Below are 15162 nucleotides of genomic sequence, written 5' to 3'. Positions count from 1 at the left end.
CTGCTACGTGATACGAGTCGTCACGCCCAGCTCGGACGCGCCAGGCACGCCGAGCCACCACCCGACGCCGAAGGCCACGGGCGAGGTGTTGAACGTGATCTCGTGGTGGTTGAACATGATGGTCTCCGCGTAGCCCTCCACCCGGACCGCCGCGGCGTTCGCCGGCGAGCCGGGCGGCAGGTCGTTGACCTGCATCACGCCGGAGATGTCGAGCCCGAGCATGTCGGCGTGCTCGGGTATGGCGTTGGTGACCACGCGGACGCTCGTGATGCGCGGTCTCGGGTCGGCCCCGGTCTGGACGCGCCGCTGCGCCGCCTCCAAGGCGTCGGAGTCGGTGCCCCACGGCAGCGTCTTCTTGACGGCGTACCTGCCGTACTCGGCGATGCTGGCCTCATCGGTCACCCGCTGTTCCGCGCCGCCCTCGCGGCTGTGGGTCACGTCGTTGACGAGGTGCTGGTCATCGTCGGACCAGCGCAGCGCGTCCTCCCGGATGGTGCCCGAGAGGATCACTGAGACGGCCTGCGTGGTGCGGCTGGCGCGGGTCTCGAACACCAGGCGGCCATCGTCGCGGGCGGCGTAGATGAGGCCGCCCTCCACGTCGGCCACCTCGCGCAGGACCTCGATCGGTGGCTGGCCGCTGGTGGCCTGCGCGCCGATCTGGACGCTGCTGTCGCCCAGGACCAGGCCGTCAATGCCGAGCAGGCGGCACAGCCGGTTGAACCGCTGGACGGTCGTCTCCGAGCTGCCGTTACCTGCGCTCCAGACGTTCGTCCAGTCGGGCATGGTGCCGCGCTTGGCGTACCAGACGTGCGCGAGCGTCCCGGCGTACAGGTTCGGCGTGCCGTTGTGCGTGAGCCCGCCCGCCGTCAGCAGGTTGTAGAAGATGGCCGACTCCATGTTCGGCAGGGCGAAGGCGTTCGCCGTGGGCCCGCCGTCGATCCAGGCCCACACCGCGTTCTGGCCTGGCCACCGGCTGACCGCGATGAAGTGGGTCAGCCCGTTGGCCAGGTTGCCGCTCATCGCCGACGACGAGGTGTCCGGGCTGGAGCTGTTGTACCAGTACGCCCGAGCGCGGAGCTGCCCGCTCGCGTTCAACCCCAGTGCCAGCGAGATCACGTCGTACTCGGTGTACCGCAGTTGCAGGAGGTCGCGGCCGGGCGTGCTCGTGGTGAACCAACAGGCGAGCACCCATTCGCCGGTCTGCGGCAGGAGGGGAACCTCCGCGCGCAGGCCCTTGCCCTCCGTGGCCGACGCCGGGTTGAACACCACGGCGGCCAGACCGTCAGTGCCCGGCCCGGTGCCCTGGCCGAAGTTCACCGACCCGCCCGCGCCGGCCACCTGGTAGACGGTGAGCGGCGGCCTGCCCTTGCCCGACGTGTCGCCCGCGGAGCTGCCGGACGACTCGCCCAGCGTCCAGTAGCCATCCGGTTCGAGCGCGAGCATTTCCTCCTCCAGGAGCGAGCGGAGCGGCGAGAGCCTCCCCAGCCGCTTGAAGGAGTCGGTGGCGGTGATGTGCGAGATGACCACCCGGCCGCCGCCCTCGAACGTCACCGGCCACTCGTTGACATAGCCGAAGAACCGCGAGAACCGCGCGGTGATCCGCGTCGGCCCGTACGCCGTGGCGGTGCTGCCGTCCTCCACCTGCACGCAGTCGACCCACGCCGTGCCCGTGGCCGCCGTGTCGTCATCCACGGAGAGCAGGTGAGTCGTGGCGGTGGCCGTGAAGGTGACCGTGATCCGCTGCCAGGTGCCGGTCCCCATCGTGAACGGCCCCGAAGCCAGGCCGGGGACGGTCAGCCGCACCGCTGGAGAGCCCGCCCCGACGTACACGTACGCCGACGCGGTGTACGTGCGGCCAGGGGTCAGCCCGGTCATGTCGGTCGAGACGAAGGAGTTCGCGGCGCCGCTCCAGTCGATCCGCAGGCTCGCGGTGCCGCCCCCGGCGATGCCCGGCGACCAGCTCGGTTGCTGGTAGATGTTCGGCCCTCCGCTCACTGGGGCCGACCTCCAGCCCGCCGCGCCGGCCTCGAAGCTGCCGTTGGCGATGGACAGCCACGAGTCGACGACCTCCACCGATGCCCGGATCGGGCGGCCCTTGCGCACGTTCGGGTAGTACGGGCTGGCCGGGTTGCCGGGGGTGAACCTGCCGTCGTTGTTGAGCGCGAACGCGAGCGTCCCGGCCTGCACCTGGTCTTGCTCGTCGCCCCGGCCGCGCACGATCCGGATGCCCTCGCCGACGCGAACCCAGGGCGTGATGTCGGTCCAGGTGCCGGGCTCGAACTCGATCTCGATCAGCGGCTCGAACTCCATCAGAACCCCAGGGAGACGCGGCCCGTGTCGCGGGCGTACTTCTTGAGCACCTTCTCCACCTCTCGCGCGACCGCCAGCGGGTCGAGCGCGCCCGTGATCTGGAAGACGTAGGTGTCGCCGCCGCCTCGGCCCAGCGGCGTTACCTGAGCGCCGCGAGGCAGTGACACCAGCTCGGGGCCGGCCTCGCCGACGACGGCCAGGCCCGCGCCGACGATGTTGCCGCCCTTGGCCAGGTAGGGGATTTGCGGCACACCGACCGTGAACCCGCCGAAGCTGCCGACGTACGGGATGTCGACGCGCGGCAGGGTGAACGACAGGCGGTTCCACCCGGAGATGATCCAGTTCACGGCGGCCTTGAAGCCGTTCACGATGCCGTCCCACATGCCGCGCGCCCCTGCCGTGATCCGGCCTGGCAGGCTGGTCACGTCATTGACCAGGCCGTTCCACCAGCCCCGGATGCCGCCGACGACAATGCCGGTCTGGCGCTCGACCTCCGACCAGACGCGGGTCATCCAGTCGCCCGCCGTCTGCGAGGCTCGCGCCACCAGGTCGAGCACGGGCACGAGGTTGTCGACGAGCAGCCGGACCAGCCAGGTTGCCGCCTGGACGACGCCGGTCAAGATCGGCACCCAGAGTTGGATCTGTTCGGCCGCGATGCGGATCAAGGGCGGCAGCAGGGGCAGGACGGACACGACCAGCTCGCCGAGCACACCGAGCAGTGGACTCAGGGCCGACACCGTATCGCCCAGGATCGGCCCGAGCTGCGCGAAGACGGGCCGCAGCCCTGTCGAGAGCTGGAGGACCAGGGAGCTGACCAGGCCCAGCAGGGGGCCGATGATCGGCGCTCCGAGGTCGATCAAGCCGGACAGGAGTGGCCCGAGCGCGGAGACGAGCATCCCGACATTTACGAACAGTAGTTCGAGTTGCGGCGCGAAACGTCCGGCAGTCTCTGCGACCATGAGCATGGTCGACGCCAGCGCGGCCAGCACTGGCCGCAAGCCAGCACCGAGCGCCACGAGCAGCGGCGTCGTGGCCTCCGTGATGGGTCCGATCGCGTCGACCAAGGGACGTAGGCCAGCGATCACGGACGACGCCATGGACAACACCGCAGGTCCAAGCGCTGTGAACGCGCGAGACAAGCTCTCTCCCAGCGGCAGCAGGAGAGTACGCGCTTCCGACGCGATGGCCAGCAGGTACGGAATCAGCGGCGCGGCGGCGCTCTGGACAACCGCTTTCGTGTCCGCAACCAGACCACCGAACGCGGCCTTGACGTGCTCGTTCGCCGCGACCGCTGCGACGCCCAGACCCAAGATGCCCAGGCCCAGCCCGGCCACGGCGACCGCCAGCCCGGCGAACGAGGCCACACCGACCACCGACAGCACGCCGAGCGCGGCCGACAGCACGCCCACGCCCGACGCGGCCCGGCCTGCGCCGGCCATGATGGTCGACTGGAGCTCGCGCGTCGCCTGCGCATCGCCCCGAAGGGTCTGCGCCAGATTGGACCTGGCCAGAATGGAGAAAAGCAGGGATGTGTCCCCCACGGGTCACCTCCCCTGCGACTGGACCGCACGGGCCGCTTCCTCGGCGGCCTGGTTACGCTGGTCGATGTAGGCGACCGCCCGGAGCAATTCCTCGGCGGTCAGCAGCTCGCGTTGCTCCCACGGGCGGATGTGCAGGACCTCGGCTATCGCGAAGGCGTATCGTTCGCGTAGGTCTGCGAGGGGGCTTTTCCCTCGGGCTCGGGGTCGCGCTCCGTGGCCTCCGTGATGGCCAGGTCGAGCGCGGTCATCACCTGGGCGCGCTGGTCGGCGGGCAGCTTGGCCTTGGCCGCGCGGTTGCGCATCGCGGTCAGCTCATCGAGCGTGTTCTGTACGACCAGCTCACCGGCCATGAAGTCGGGCACGTCCTCCCACCGCAGGCCGTAGTGGCGAATGGTGAGCAGGTGCCAGAGCAGGACGCGGCGGGCGCGGATGCTGCCGGACTGGACAGCGCCGAGCCATGCCTCCCACGACTCGCCCGCGCGCCGCTCGATCATCTCGGCCTTGCTTGCGGGCACCTTGCGCGGGTCGAACTCCCACCGCTGCTCGTCGCCGTTCTCGGGCTGGTAGATGACAATCACGCTGGTCAACCTCTCTGTGCGCGGTCTGCAATCCTGCGGGCGGTGTCGTTCATGGCCGCTACGACGGCAGCGCGGAACTCGGCGCGGCGGTGACGTAGCGGGTCGTCGAAGTAGTGCGGCTTGCCGAACTGGATCACCCACGTGTTCCGCCCGAACACCCGATGACGCCAGCCCTTCGCCTGGTTGAGTCGCTTGGGCGCGTTGGCGAACCCGCGCACGGCCGGGGTCTTGCGAGCGCGCACGCGGACGCCGGCGGCGAACCCGGAGAGCTTGACCTGAGTGGTCACCTTCCGGGCGGCGGCCCGGCGTAGCGATTCCTTGCCCGGCCGGAGACTGCCGGAGGACATGGAGAGCAGACCCGACTTGATCTCGGCGACGGCGGGCACGAGCGGCACCTTGAGCGCCCGGATCAGGTCACGGCGCAGTTCCTTGCCGTCCTCCTCCTTGCGCAGCGCCTTGCCGAGCTGCACGAGCGAGTCGGCGTCGGCCCGGATCTCCACCGGCTACGCCACGGCGCGCGTGATTGCCCCGGAGGTCGGCCACGACACGTCGACCTCGGCGACGTCACCCACCGAGCCCGCGAGCGGCTTCCAACTCTTGATCAGCACGAAGCCCGTGTACTTCGGATTGGACGGGCCGGCCGCCGCGTTGTCCGCTCGGACCTCGAACGCCTGCGGGGTGCGGGTGAGGAACAGCGGCCACATGGTGGCGTCCAGCTCGGCGGCGGCGTAGTCCTGCTTGAAGACCGCGCCGAGCGACCCGGATGCCAGACCGCCGAGCACTTCCTTCCACCCGAGAGACGCGAACGTGGTCACGTCCTTGTCCTCGATCTCCGCGACCAGCTCGACCTTGGACGTGCGGTCGGACAGGTCGTTGCCGCCGATCGAGAGAAACGAGGCGAGCAGCACCATCTTGGCCACGTGGGGCCCTCCTTACGAGCAAAGATCAATGACGCGTCAGGCGATGCCGAGCGCCGAGAGGAACAGGAAGGACGGCGACGTGCCCGCGACGGTCCAGGCGATGCGCCACCAGGTGTCGCTCACGGGGCCGGCGACGGTGACGAGCTGCCCGCGCTCGTCGTCGGCGGTGGCGGCCGTGAACGTCGCCCTGATCGTCGGGGCCGTGAACGCCTCGTTGGCCGCCGACTCCACGCGGAGCGTGATGGACGGCGTTGTGCCCGCGACGGAGAGCACGTGAAGCGCCGCGTGAAGCCGCTGAGACGCGTTGAGAGGACCGAGATTCCGGGCAGCTCCTGAGCCTGCCGACGATCGTGGGACGCCTGGAGCGTGCACTACGACACCTCGCACGAGCGGCCCCGACGACGTGGCCTTACTCTGCCACGGCGCGACCTCGCCCACGGCCTCACCGAGCGTGTACGACGAACGCCGAGCGCCGGTGAACCACGCCAGCGAGCCCACGTCGGCCGACTCCGGGCAGGCTGTCCATGGCTGTTGCCTGCGGTTGACCAGGCCGTCCCACGAGGCGGGGTCGACAGCCTGAACCGCCGCCGCGGCATCCTCTCCGGCTTCCCATTGGCCCGCCGCCTCGATCCCGGTGGAGAACAGCCCGCCGAGCAGCGCCGTCCACCCCTGGTCGCCAAAGGCCGTGGTGGGCTTCTCCTCGATCTCGCAGTTCAGGGTGACGCTGTTGTTGACGCTGGTCAGGTCGACCGGCCCGGCGAACAGGCGCGCGTCGAGCAGCACGAAGCCCGGCATGGTCATCCCCTCCCGATCACGCGGACGATCAGCTCCGCGCCGTAGTACTGGACCTCGCCGACCTGGTACATCCGGTACGCCTGCACGCGCATCAGGTGCAGGTCATCGCACAGGCCGTCGAGTGCGAGTTCGCCCGGCGCCCCTCGGGCGGCCACGAGCGCCGCCTTGATGGAGTGCGGCCCGGAGCCGGCCAGGTAGCGGTCTAGCGCGGCCTGGCCGCTGCGGTCGTCGGCGCGCGAGACGAGCAGACGGCATGTGACCTCGATCTCGTCGAGCCCGCGGCCGAACGTACGGTCGAACGTGATCTCGACCTCTCCCGCGTAGAAGCACGGCTCTGGGCAGGAGTCGGGCACGTAGCCGAAGCAATTCAGCGAGGGGACGCCAGCCTTCACGGCCCGCGCGAGGCCCTTGCGGACTGCGCCGACATCCATCACGCACCCCCGAACCCCGGCAGCCGGTACGGGTCGACGAGCGACCTCAGATCGGGGTCCAGGTGTGGAACCCGGACAAGCCCCCACTCGGCGTTGCCCGCCACACCCTCGGGCGAGTCCTTGCGCCGGTAGAGCCGTGACGCCTGGAGTAGCGTTGCCTGCTTGACTCCGGCCGGGATGGCCGGCCAGCCCCAGAACGCAGTGACTCGGACGGCACGGAAGAGGCTCCACCAGGAGTAGCGGCGTTCGAGCGCCGTGATCGGCCAGCCCTTCGCCGTGGCGTTCTCGGGCATGGTCTCGTAGCCGAGTGGTTCGACGGTCTCGAACGTCAAGCCGTCGCCGACCTCCACTACCAGGCCGTCAGTGGTGGCGATGTCGTCAACCACCAGGGCCTCCGACCACTCCTCGCCGCGCACGGTCCGGCCGCGCACCCGGAAGAGGCGGGCGGACGGCTCGTTGTCCCGGCTGAAGGTCATGCGGCCAGTCCGGTTGTGGATGTGCTCCTCAGCGGCGGCGATGGCCTGGGCCAGCAGGGCATCGCGCTCGTCGTCGGTGATGCCGAGCGCGGTCTTGAGCGTGGTCAACTCGATGTAGGCCACGCTGGTTACTTCCGCTTCGTCCTGGCCGCCGTGGTGCGCTTCGCGCCGGGGTCCACCGTGGCGGTCTCCACGGGCGGCGGCACGGCGGGCTCCTCCTGGCGCTCGTCGACCTCGGGCCGGGCCTGGCGGCCCCGGATGCGGGTCGGCTCGGCGCTGAACAGGTCGGGCCGCTCGACGACCAGCGGCGCGGCGTCGTCCCATACGTCGCCGTAGCTCAGCGGCGACTGGCCCTGTGACCAGCGGACCACGCAATCCTGCTTGACGTACACGACGCCCATGTCCTTGCCTCCTGGCATGGTGCGGGGCCGCGCACGACCGGTCGTGCGCGGCCCTTGATCTGTGGTGGGGTTCGGAGTCCGAGCTGGTCAGCTCGTCTTGTTGCGCAGCAGGCGCAGCCCGGCGTCGTTGATCGAGTCGGCGCCGACGCGCGCCCACGCGAACCAAGCCCGCTGGCCGGTCGGGACGACGTTGCCGCCCGCGCCCGGAGCGTCGAACACGTGCGGGATGAGTTCGATGCTCATGCCCGCACGCTGGGCGATCAGGTAGTTCCGCCAGTCGCCCACGACCGCCAGGGCGGCGGCGGTGGTGCCGGCCGGGAGCGCGCCGAAGTAGTCGTTCAGGTAGAAGCGGCGGCCCTTGAGGACCATCACGCCCTCGGCGGTGAAGTCGACGGTGAACGCCGAGTCGTTGCCGCCCGCGCCGAGCTGCTGCACGGCGTTGTTCACGTCGGTCGAGCCCATCCACGCGGCCCGCGCGTTGCGGTAACGAATGGGCAGCGCGGCCCACAAGTCGTTGATGTCGGCCGCCGTGATGGTCCCGGCCGTCGCGGTGAACACCGCCGAAGAGGTGCCGGTCAGGGCCGTGACGATACCGGTCGGCTCGTTGGTGCCCGTGCCGGTCGTCAGCTTGTTCACCAGCAGCTCGGAGTAGCCCTCGCCGAGCAACGTGGACATCTCGCCTGCGAAGCCGGGGTAGTCCTGGTCGACTTCCAGCGAGTACGGGATGTAGCCGTCCGCGCGGTGGACGGGCACGCTGGGCTGCACCAGGCTCGGCGAGTTGTCGGAGGCGGGCGCGGCCTCCGTGCGGAACTGCCAGGTCACACCTGCCGAGCTGACGCCGTTCCACCGGTCGGTGGTGATCGTCTCGACCCTGGCCAGCGAGAAGAAGTCGTTCGGGCTCCCCTGCGCCGTGAGGATGATCGTCGGGTCGATCATGACCGGCACGCCGTAGCCGCCGCCCGCATCGACCCCGATGGACATGGCCCGGTACTCCTCCCAGCGCTGAACCGCGCGGGACTGCTCGGGCGTGAGCACGGGCGTGTTCCTGGTCACCAGACGCATGAACGCCTCGCGGTAGTCCGGGTTCTCCGTGACCAGGAGGCGGCGGGCCAGGTAGCTGCCGTCCACGTTGTCGTTGCGGGTCTGGAGCAGCCGCTCCACCCGCGACCGCTGCTCGTCGGCGAGGTGGCCGCCATGCTCGTCGTCGCCGAGCACCGCGCGGGCCTGGTCAACCAGCTCCCGGTGACCCATGCGGGTCGGGTCCTCCGTGAACGGCGTGACCTTGACGCCGACCTGCGCCGTCCGCCAGCGGGCGCGCGAGGCGGCGACCGTCTCGCGCCGCTCCGCCTCGTCGACTTGCTCGCGGAGGTCGGTCTCCTCCGTGTCCAGCTCTGCCCAGCGCGCGGACTGCTCGTCGTTCAGAGCGTCATCGCCCGCGGCCTCGTGCAGCTCGCGCCGCTCCGTGGCGATGGCCTCCAGGCGGGCGCGCATCTCCTCCAGCGTCATCGTGACGCCTCCCTCTTGCTCAGGTACGGGTACAGCCGCTCGCGTCGTGCGCGCGGCGACAGCCCGGAGTGGCGCGCGGCCGGCTCCTTGGGATCGGTGGGTGCGGCTGCCGTTGGCTTCCCAGTGCCTCGCGGCGGCTGGGGTGCGGCGGCAGTGCGAAGGTCTGCGACGCGGGCGCTCAGGCGCTCCACGTGGGTCGGGTCAACGGACCGGAGGTGTTCGTACCAGTCGTCGGTCATGCTGCGGATGCCCGCGCTGGCGGCCGGGTTGGCGGGCCAGGTCACCGGCCCTGTCTCCAGGAGACGGACCTCGGTCACGGTGCGCTCGGGCAGGCCCTCGGGGTTGTGGTCGCTGACGCCGGGCTCCTCGTTCCAGGTGTGTTGGAGCACGTGGAACATGAAGCTGGAGCCGTACGCCCCGGCTTCCAGGCCGGGCAGTAGGTCCCGGTTGAACGAGGTGTCGAACAGCGGCACGTCCGCGACCGGCGAGTCTGCCTCCTCGGCCAGGCGGGCGGGCACGCCCAGGAGCTTCTGGCCGATGGTGTAGTCCCGGCCATGGTTGAACATGATCTTCACGTCCTGGCCGCGTTCGGCGATCGTCTTGGAGAACGCGCCGGGGGCCATGCGCTCCATGAAGTCGCCCTCCCACCAGGAGGAGATCCGGTACCAGACGTTGAACGGGGCGAACCGCAGCGTCAGCGTGGGCATCGGGGCGTCGTCGGCTCGCGCCACGCGGACCGGCGCGCGGACGGCGCGGACCAGCGTCAAGTCCCGTAGCGGCTCCATCAGGTGTTCCCCTTGTCGTCGTTCGCGGCAGGCGTGGCCGCCGTAGTCGGGTTCGGTTCGTCGCCCCACGGGACAGGCGGCTGGTCCTCGATGGCGCGGACCTCGTTGACGGTCTGCCAGCGGTTCCGCAGCGCCAGCTCGTGAGCCTGGAACCGCGTCAGGGTGGTCGACTGGAGCAGCGCGTCACGGTTGAATCGGACGTACTGGCCGCGCGGCAACATGCTGGTGAGCACCCGCTCAGCCCGCCGCAACCAGCGGTTGAGCGCGTACACGAGCAGGTGCGTGGCCCGGCTCTCGACGTTGGAGTACGTCATGGAGCCGCCCGACTCGTAGCCCAGGACCTCTGCGACGCCGGGGCCGAAGATGCGGGCGCACTCGGCGTCGGTGTAGCGGTGCGTCTCCAAGAACTGCGACTCTTCCGGGGCCACCTGGATCTGCTTGTACTCCCAGCCCTTCCCGAGCACGACGGGCTCTCGGGAGCCGCGCAGCGCCGCCAGGAACCGCCGTTTGGCCTCCTGCGCCAGCGTGGGCGTCATCTCCGTCTCGGAGTTGGTCAGCATGCCGCCCGGGTGCGCGCCGTCCTGGAACCACTGCGCCCCAAACCTGGTCACGGCGATGTCCAGGCCGATCGTGGTGGCGTGGTGCGCCACCGGGGACAGCCCGAGCACGACGCCGGGCAGCGGGTAGGCGCGCGAGTGGAACAGGTCGCGCTTGGGGATGTCCCGGCCGTCGAACGCGAACTTGGGCTCGCCGTCGATCAGCCGCCCGGACACGTGGTCGGGGTGCAGCAGCTCGATCGCCGTGGCGTAGTCGCCGCGCCGGTCGCGCGCCCGGACCATGCCGAAGCCGTTGCCGCGCAGCAGCCAGGACATGACGAGCTGGTATAGCCAGTCCTCCGCGCCCTGGCCGTCCGCGCCGGGGTCTTGCAGGTGCGGCGGCGTGCGCAGCCTCTCCCGGTCGACGCCCAGGCCGCGCAATACGTCGAACGGCATCTCGCTCACGAGCGACGCCAGCAGGTCGGTCGACGCCCACACGGCGACGGCCTGGAGCGACTGCTCAGCCCTGCTCAAGTCGACCTGATCGAACTTGGACTCGACGAACGCAGGCGGGAGAATCACCTCCCGGCGCTCGCGGTGCGGCCGGCGCCCGGAGAAGAGGCCCACTACAGCCTCCCGTCGAGAATGAGCAGGAACACCCCGGCCGCTACGAGCGCGGCGGCGAGGGAGACGAGCGCCAGGCCCACGCAGACGAGCAGCGCGCCCGCCAGGCCCAGCCAGGTCGAACGGGCCCGGCGTGCGACCTCGCCGACCAGCGTGGCGGCCCACAACAGCAGCGAGCGCATGCGGCCCTCCAATCAGAAGATGTTGGCCAATGGGTCGTACTTCTCGCGCACCACGTGGGCGCGGGTGACGAACGCGGCACGCGCCAGGGTGATCCCGACCAGGGGCGAGATGTCGACGTTCGACAGGCGGCGGCCCCAGGCCCAGGCATCCCCGAGCGGGCGGGTCTTCGCGCCTCGGAGGGCGTCTGTCGTCTCCTGCTGGTCGATGTGCCGCATGGTCGACTGCGCCACGGCGTCGACGAGCTGTCCGCACGCGGCGGCCACCTCCCCGGCCGTGGGTATGAACAGGTCTCCGCGCTTGGGCTTCTCGGGGTCGTCGGGCGGCTTGATCCCGACCTTGGCCAGGTCGACCAGGAGGGAGCCCGCGGGGCCCTTCGCGTCCAGCCCGATCGCCACGGGGTTGTGCCGCTTCTTGAGCTGGACCAGGCGCTCAACGACCCAATCGGTTCCCGGACGGCGGTCGATCACCTCTGCGTGGCCCAGCTCGTCACGGCGCAGGCCGTACAGGGCGATGCTCGACATAGCCCGGTCAGGGGTGATGTCGACGGCGATGGCCAGCGGCCCGCTGACCCGAGAGTCCAGGTCGGCCAATGCTTCCCAGTCCTCCAGCCGCATCACGGACGGGCCATCGGCGGCGCGCGGATGCCACACGCCCAACCGCTCGATCGGGAAGCGGTCGCCGAGCCCGGACGCCTTGGCCTCGTCGACCACGGTCTCGTGGCGGATGCGGATGCCGAGCGAGGGGTTGCAGGAGTACCAGAGGTCGACGTTCCGCCGAGACTCGCGGATCTCCCTCATGCTGCTCAGGTCGAGATCGGCGCCCCAATCGAAGTGGGCGAGCCGTTCAACCCCGGCCTCACCGTCCTCCTTGAGCCCGTAGCACCAGGCCGTAGGGTCATCCGGTGGCGTGCCCGTGAACAGGACTTGCGCGTTCGGCCTCGCCGAAATCGTCGGCAGCATGGCTGCCATCTGCGCCCCGGTCAGCTCTTGCGCCTCGTCGAGGATGATCAGGTCACCGGAGAAGCCCCGGCCCGACCCGCGCGACCGCGCGACGAACCGCAGCCGCGACCCGCCGGCCGACTGGTGAAGCTCGATGCCCTGCTCTCCGTTGCCCTCCCAGTAGCGGCGGACGCGCTTGTGCAGGTGGGGCGTGCCCTGGATCAGCTCCTTGATCCGGATGAACGCCTCAGCCGCCGTCTTGAACTCGTGAGCGGACCACAGGATCAGCCGCTCACGCAGGAGGAACAGCCCGGCGAGCGCTCGCGCCTCCAGGATCGCGCCCTTGCCGTTCTGGCGCGGCACCCAGACCGACAGCTTGGGCGCGGACCACAGACCTTCGGCCGTCTCGCCGAGCCCGTGGGTCAGCACGAACTGCTGCCACGGGTCCAGGTGCAGGCCCGCGCTCTTGGCCAGGTCGATCGCCTCGGGCCCGGCTGTCGTCACGTAGTCAGGCCAGTTGGCCACCCTGGGCGTCTGCGATCCGATCCGCACGGCGGGCGGCGAGCTGGTCAAGGGCGTCTTCCTCCTCCCCTGGCAGCGCGTCCAGCTCAGCGAGCGTCGCGCGTAGCTCCTTGGCGATGGCGGCAGCGTCGCGTCCCTCAGCGGCTCGTAGCTCGTTCGCTAGGCGATCCCTGATCGCCTGGAGCGATGCGCGCCGATCTCCGCTCTCTATGGCCTTGAGCAGGTCAGACATGTCATGACCTCCTTGGCGACCTGGCGCGCGATTTGCCGGAGAGAGATGCGGAAAGGGGGGCGCGAGGTCATCCGTGCAGCTACTAGCAAAAAAAGGGAAGTGCTGCACTTCGCAGCAGGGACAAGCCGTTACGCCTGCCCATGACCAGGGTTACGACCCAGATATCGAGAACCGAGATGGAGCGAAGCGCCCAACGGCCGTGGTGCCCATCTCTGCCAAACCGGCTACCCGGAGATGTTCGACTCGGACAATGGCTTCATGTCGCAGCGACCCCAGTTCTCCGAGTTGGGCACGATGGCCTTCATCGCGCTGATCATCTTTGTTTCTTTCGCATTCCCCTTCGCTGCCCGCCTCGCCAGCGATCCCGGCATCGGGTGGTTACTGAGCGCTGCGGGCGTCTTCACCTCCGCGCTGGGGATGACCCTGGCCATTCGTGGGGCTCGAATCAGTCGCAGGCGCCAACGTGAGGCCGCAGAGGATCCCGGAGAACGACTTCGTCGTCGCGTCGACGCTGTCAACGCCTCCTTCAACGAGGCCGTGTCGCTCATGGCAGAGCTTCGACGTGATCTTAACGCTCAGCAAGCCGCCCGCAGGAAGCTCATAAGCCAAGCCAAGGAGCAGGAGCGACTTCTGTCGGTTAACGAGGAGCAGGCCGAGAACATTCGACAGATTCTTGTCGGTGAAACGAAGGCGACCATCCGAGCGGAGCGACGCCAGCAGTGGATGTTCTTCGCACTGGGCGTGGCTGCGTCCATCCCAATCGGCGTAGCCATAAACATCTTCGTCCCCTAATCGCCTGATATACGTATGCCGCCCCGCGCCGCCCCGACAGTCCATCGTGGCGTTCCCCAGTCATCGACGACGAGCACAAGGCGGTGCCCAGGCCCGCCATTGCGGGTGCAGTCAGGACAGGTGTGCGCGGTGGGCACAAGACGTTCGTTCATAGGCATGGCAGTGGTGACCTCCGGGTCGGTGAGAGCGCCCGGAGGTCACCACTCCTGCGAGGTGCGCAGCGGCGCGACGATGGCGCCTGTGCCGCGCTCCTGGTTGCACGCCCGCGGCTTGCCGTTGCGCGGCGGGCACGCAGTGCATGGAGAGCTGGACCCGTGGGCGGGTCGCATGGCGTAGGGATCGACGGGCTGGTCAGCGTCGAGGGCGACGGGTACGAGATGGTCGGCCTCGCCCGCGCCGTCGTGGCCGCAGAGGTGGCAGATGTCGCCGAAGATCGCGAACATCTGACGGCGTGCACGCAGGTAAGGCCGCCCGGTCCTGTGCCGGGCGTTACGACGCCCGGCTACCACAGGCTCCACAGGATGTGCGGTACGAACCACACGACGAAGCCGACCAGCCCGGCAATGAACAGTGGCGCGAGGATCTTGCGGACAGGCCGTGGTGGATCCAGGCCCAGCCAGCGCCGCAGGTTCTCCGAGAGCGTGTCGTTCTCTCTGGTGTTGGCCAGGGCGGCGAACTCCAGGATGAGGAACGATCCGACGCTCAGGGCCGCCCAAACCATCCAGGCCCACGAGGGGATTCCGAACATGGCTGTTCCCTTCTTGGCGGAACGGCTACATGGGTCGGCCAGCCAGGCAGCGTCGAGTGGAACTCACACCGTGGGCTGCCTCATGACACCGTGCTCGGGTACGGGGGGCGTGGCCGGAAAGGCGAAAGGCCCGCACAACGGCGGGCCTTGGATTTGGGCGTGCGTGACCGCCCGAGATCATGATGCCTGTGGAAAACCCTGATCGTCAACTCGTTGTCGCGCGAGACTGCATGATGGTGGTTAGAACCACGATCATGGCCCCGAACGCCAGGAACGGCAGCAGCCACCCAAGGTGCAGGGGTATTCCGGCCAGCTCTTCTGGAACTCCATTGAGGAAGATGCCACACCCGATCAGAGGGAGACCTCGGGCATCGACACGGGCAGCGCGTTGATCCTTCTGATCGATCAGCGTCGTCAGTTGGTCCGCAGTCCGCTCTAGCTCCTGAGCCAAGCCGGTAATGGCCGCCTGTCGGGCTTGCCGCTCGGTCGACAGAGCGTTGATCATCCCATTGAGGCGGCCTTCAATATCGGATATGTAGGCCCGTATGCTCCCAATCTGCTCCTCCACGGGCGCGTCCTCCTTCCAAGACCATCCGGTCTTCGTGACCGTGAGGTCATCGGACGCGATCGCGCTCTCTCCGATCCCGCTGACCTGGATGACCTGCGAGCGCCGGGTGAGCTTGTTGAAGCTTTTGACTGCCCAACCCCTTGTTGTTCGATAGATCATTCGCGTCCCATCCGGAGCCGCGACGATCGCTCCCACAAGGGCGACGATCACCCCTACCCATCTGTTCACCGCGGCGAGAACCGTCGCCTCCGTGAGAGCTTCAGCGCTATTCATGGT

19 protein-coding genes are annotated in these 15162 nt (G+C 69.2%); 1 reads left to right on the top strand and 18 read right to left on the bottom strand.

Annotated features, from left to right (window positions below; all coding sequences use genetic code 11):
* Positions 1 to 3: 3 nt before the first annotated feature.
* The 15 genes from AB0K28_RS34280 to AB0K28_RS34210 form a co-directional block, all read right to left on the bottom strand.
* A complete protein-coding gene (locus AB0K28_RS34280; RefSeq protein ID WP_364378085.1) occupies positions 4 to 2310 on the bottom strand; it encodes a carbohydrate binding domain-containing protein in 2307 nt (768 codons plus the stop codon).
* Positions 2310 to 3851, bottom strand: a complete 1542-nt coding sequence (locus tag AB0K28_RS34275) for a hypothetical protein (protein ID WP_364378083.1) — start codon at positions 3849 to 3851, stop codon at positions 2310 to 2312. The genes AB0K28_RS34280 and AB0K28_RS34275 overlap by 1 nt, the downstream gene beginning before the upstream one ends.
* 143 nt (positions 3852 to 3994) lie before the next feature.
* A complete protein-coding gene (locus AB0K28_RS34270) occupies positions 3995 to 4429 on the bottom strand; it encodes a hypothetical protein (RefSeq protein WP_364378081.1) in 435 nt (144 codons plus the stop codon).
* A 5-nt stretch (positions 4430 to 4434) separates the two neighbouring features.
* Positions 4435 to 4929: a hypothetical protein gene (locus tag AB0K28_RS34265; protein ID WP_364378079.1), complete on the bottom strand. Its 495-nt coding sequence runs from the start codon at positions 4927 to 4929 to the stop codon at positions 4435 to 4437.
* 3 nt (positions 4930 to 4932) lie between these two features.
* Positions 4933 to 5349, bottom strand: a complete 417-nt coding sequence (locus AB0K28_RS34260) for a hypothetical protein (protein WP_364378077.1) — start codon at positions 5347 to 5349, stop codon at positions 4933 to 4935.
* Between the two features lie 36 nt (positions 5350 to 5385).
* Complete coding sequence (locus tag AB0K28_RS34255) at positions 5386 to 6144, bottom strand: hypothetical protein (RefSeq protein ID WP_364378075.1); 759 nt, start codon at positions 6142 to 6144, stop codon at positions 5386 to 5388.
* A gap of 2 nt (positions 6145 to 6146) precedes the next feature.
* Positions 6147 to 6575 carry a hypothetical protein gene (locus AB0K28_RS34250; RefSeq protein ID WP_364378073.1) on the bottom strand — a complete coding sequence of 143 codons (429 nt, stop codon included), beginning with the start codon at positions 6573 to 6575 and terminating at the stop codon, positions 6147 to 6149.
* Complete coding sequence (locus tag AB0K28_RS34245) at positions 6575 to 7174, bottom strand: phage head-tail connector protein (protein ID WP_364378071.1); 600 nt, start codon at positions 7172 to 7174, stop codon at positions 6575 to 6577. Before AB0K28_RS34245 ends, AB0K28_RS34250 begins: the two co-directional genes overlap by 1 nt.
* Positions 7175 to 7179: 5 nt before the next feature.
* On the bottom strand, positions 7180 to 7452 hold the full coding sequence (locus tag AB0K28_RS34240) for a hypothetical protein (protein WP_364378069.1): 273 nt from the start codon (positions 7450 to 7452) through the stop codon (positions 7180 to 7182).
* An 87-nt stretch (positions 7453 to 7539) separates the two neighbouring features.
* Entirely contained in the window at positions 7540 to 8958 is a 1419-nt protein-coding gene (locus AB0K28_RS34235) for a phage major capsid protein (RefSeq protein WP_364378067.1), read from the bottom strand.
* Entirely contained in the window at positions 8955 to 9743 is a 789-nt protein-coding gene (locus tag AB0K28_RS34230; RefSeq protein WP_364378065.1) for an HK97 family phage prohead protease, read from the bottom strand. Before AB0K28_RS34230 ends, AB0K28_RS34235 begins: the two co-directional genes overlap by 4 nt.
* Complete coding sequence (locus AB0K28_RS34225) at positions 9743 to 10861, bottom strand: phage portal protein (RefSeq protein WP_364378063.1); 1119 nt, start codon at positions 10859 to 10861, stop codon at positions 9743 to 9745. Before AB0K28_RS34225 ends, AB0K28_RS34230 begins: the two co-directional genes overlap by 1 nt.
* A gap of 44 nt (positions 10862 to 10905) precedes the next feature.
* Positions 10906 to 11085, bottom strand: coding sequence for a hypothetical protein (locus tag AB0K28_RS34220; RefSeq protein ID WP_364378061.1), 180 nt, complete (start codon positions 11083 to 11085; stop codon positions 10906 to 10908).
* Between the two features lie 12 nt (positions 11086 to 11097).
* Complete coding sequence (locus AB0K28_RS34215; RefSeq protein ID WP_364378059.1) at positions 11098 to 12549, bottom strand: hypothetical protein; 1452 nt, start codon at positions 12547 to 12549, stop codon at positions 11098 to 11100.
* Positions 12533 to 12778: a hypothetical protein gene (locus AB0K28_RS34210; protein ID WP_364378057.1), complete on the bottom strand. Its 246-nt coding sequence runs from the start codon at positions 12776 to 12778 to the stop codon at positions 12533 to 12535. The genes AB0K28_RS34215 and AB0K28_RS34210 overlap by 17 nt, the downstream gene beginning before the upstream one ends.
* A gap of 234 nt (positions 12779 to 13012) precedes the next feature.
* Here AB0K28_RS34210 and AB0K28_RS34205 point away from each other — a divergent pair, with 234 nt between their 5' ends.
* Entirely contained in the window at positions 13013 to 13570 is a 558-nt protein-coding gene (locus tag AB0K28_RS34205) for a hypothetical protein (protein ID WP_364378055.1), read from the top strand.
* A gap of 197 nt (positions 13571 to 13767) precedes the next feature.
* Here the strand turns inward: AB0K28_RS34205 and AB0K28_RS34200 are convergent, their stop codons facing one another.
* The 3 genes from AB0K28_RS34200 to AB0K28_RS34190 all read right to left on the bottom strand — a co-directional run bounded on the left by AB0K28_RS34200 (position 13768) and on the right by AB0K28_RS34190 (position 15159).
* Positions 13768 to 14013, bottom strand: a complete 246-nt coding sequence (locus AB0K28_RS34200; protein WP_364378053.1) for a hypothetical protein — start codon at positions 14011 to 14013, stop codon at positions 13768 to 13770.
* Between the two features lie 59 nt (positions 14014 to 14072).
* Positions 14073 to 14318 (bottom strand): hypothetical protein, encoded by a 246-nt coding sequence (locus AB0K28_RS34195; protein ID WP_364378051.1) that lies wholly within the window; start codon positions 14316 to 14318, stop codon positions 14073 to 14075.
* A 205-nt stretch (positions 14319 to 14523) separates the two neighbouring features.
* Positions 14524 to 15159, bottom strand: coding sequence for a hypothetical protein (locus tag AB0K28_RS34190; protein WP_364378049.1), 636 nt, complete (start codon positions 15157 to 15159; stop codon positions 14524 to 14526).
* Between the last annotated feature and the right edge of the window lie 3 nt (positions 15160 to 15162).

The organism is Nonomuraea sp. NPDC049504, from assembly GCF_040676845.1.
In the GTDB taxonomy this organism is placed as follows: domain Bacteria; phylum Actinomycetota; class Actinomycetes; order Streptosporangiales; family Streptosporangiaceae; genus Nonomuraea; species Nonomuraea salmonea.
Note: the sequence above shows the minus strand (reverse complement) of the source record. Positions and strands in the feature narration are given on the sequence as shown.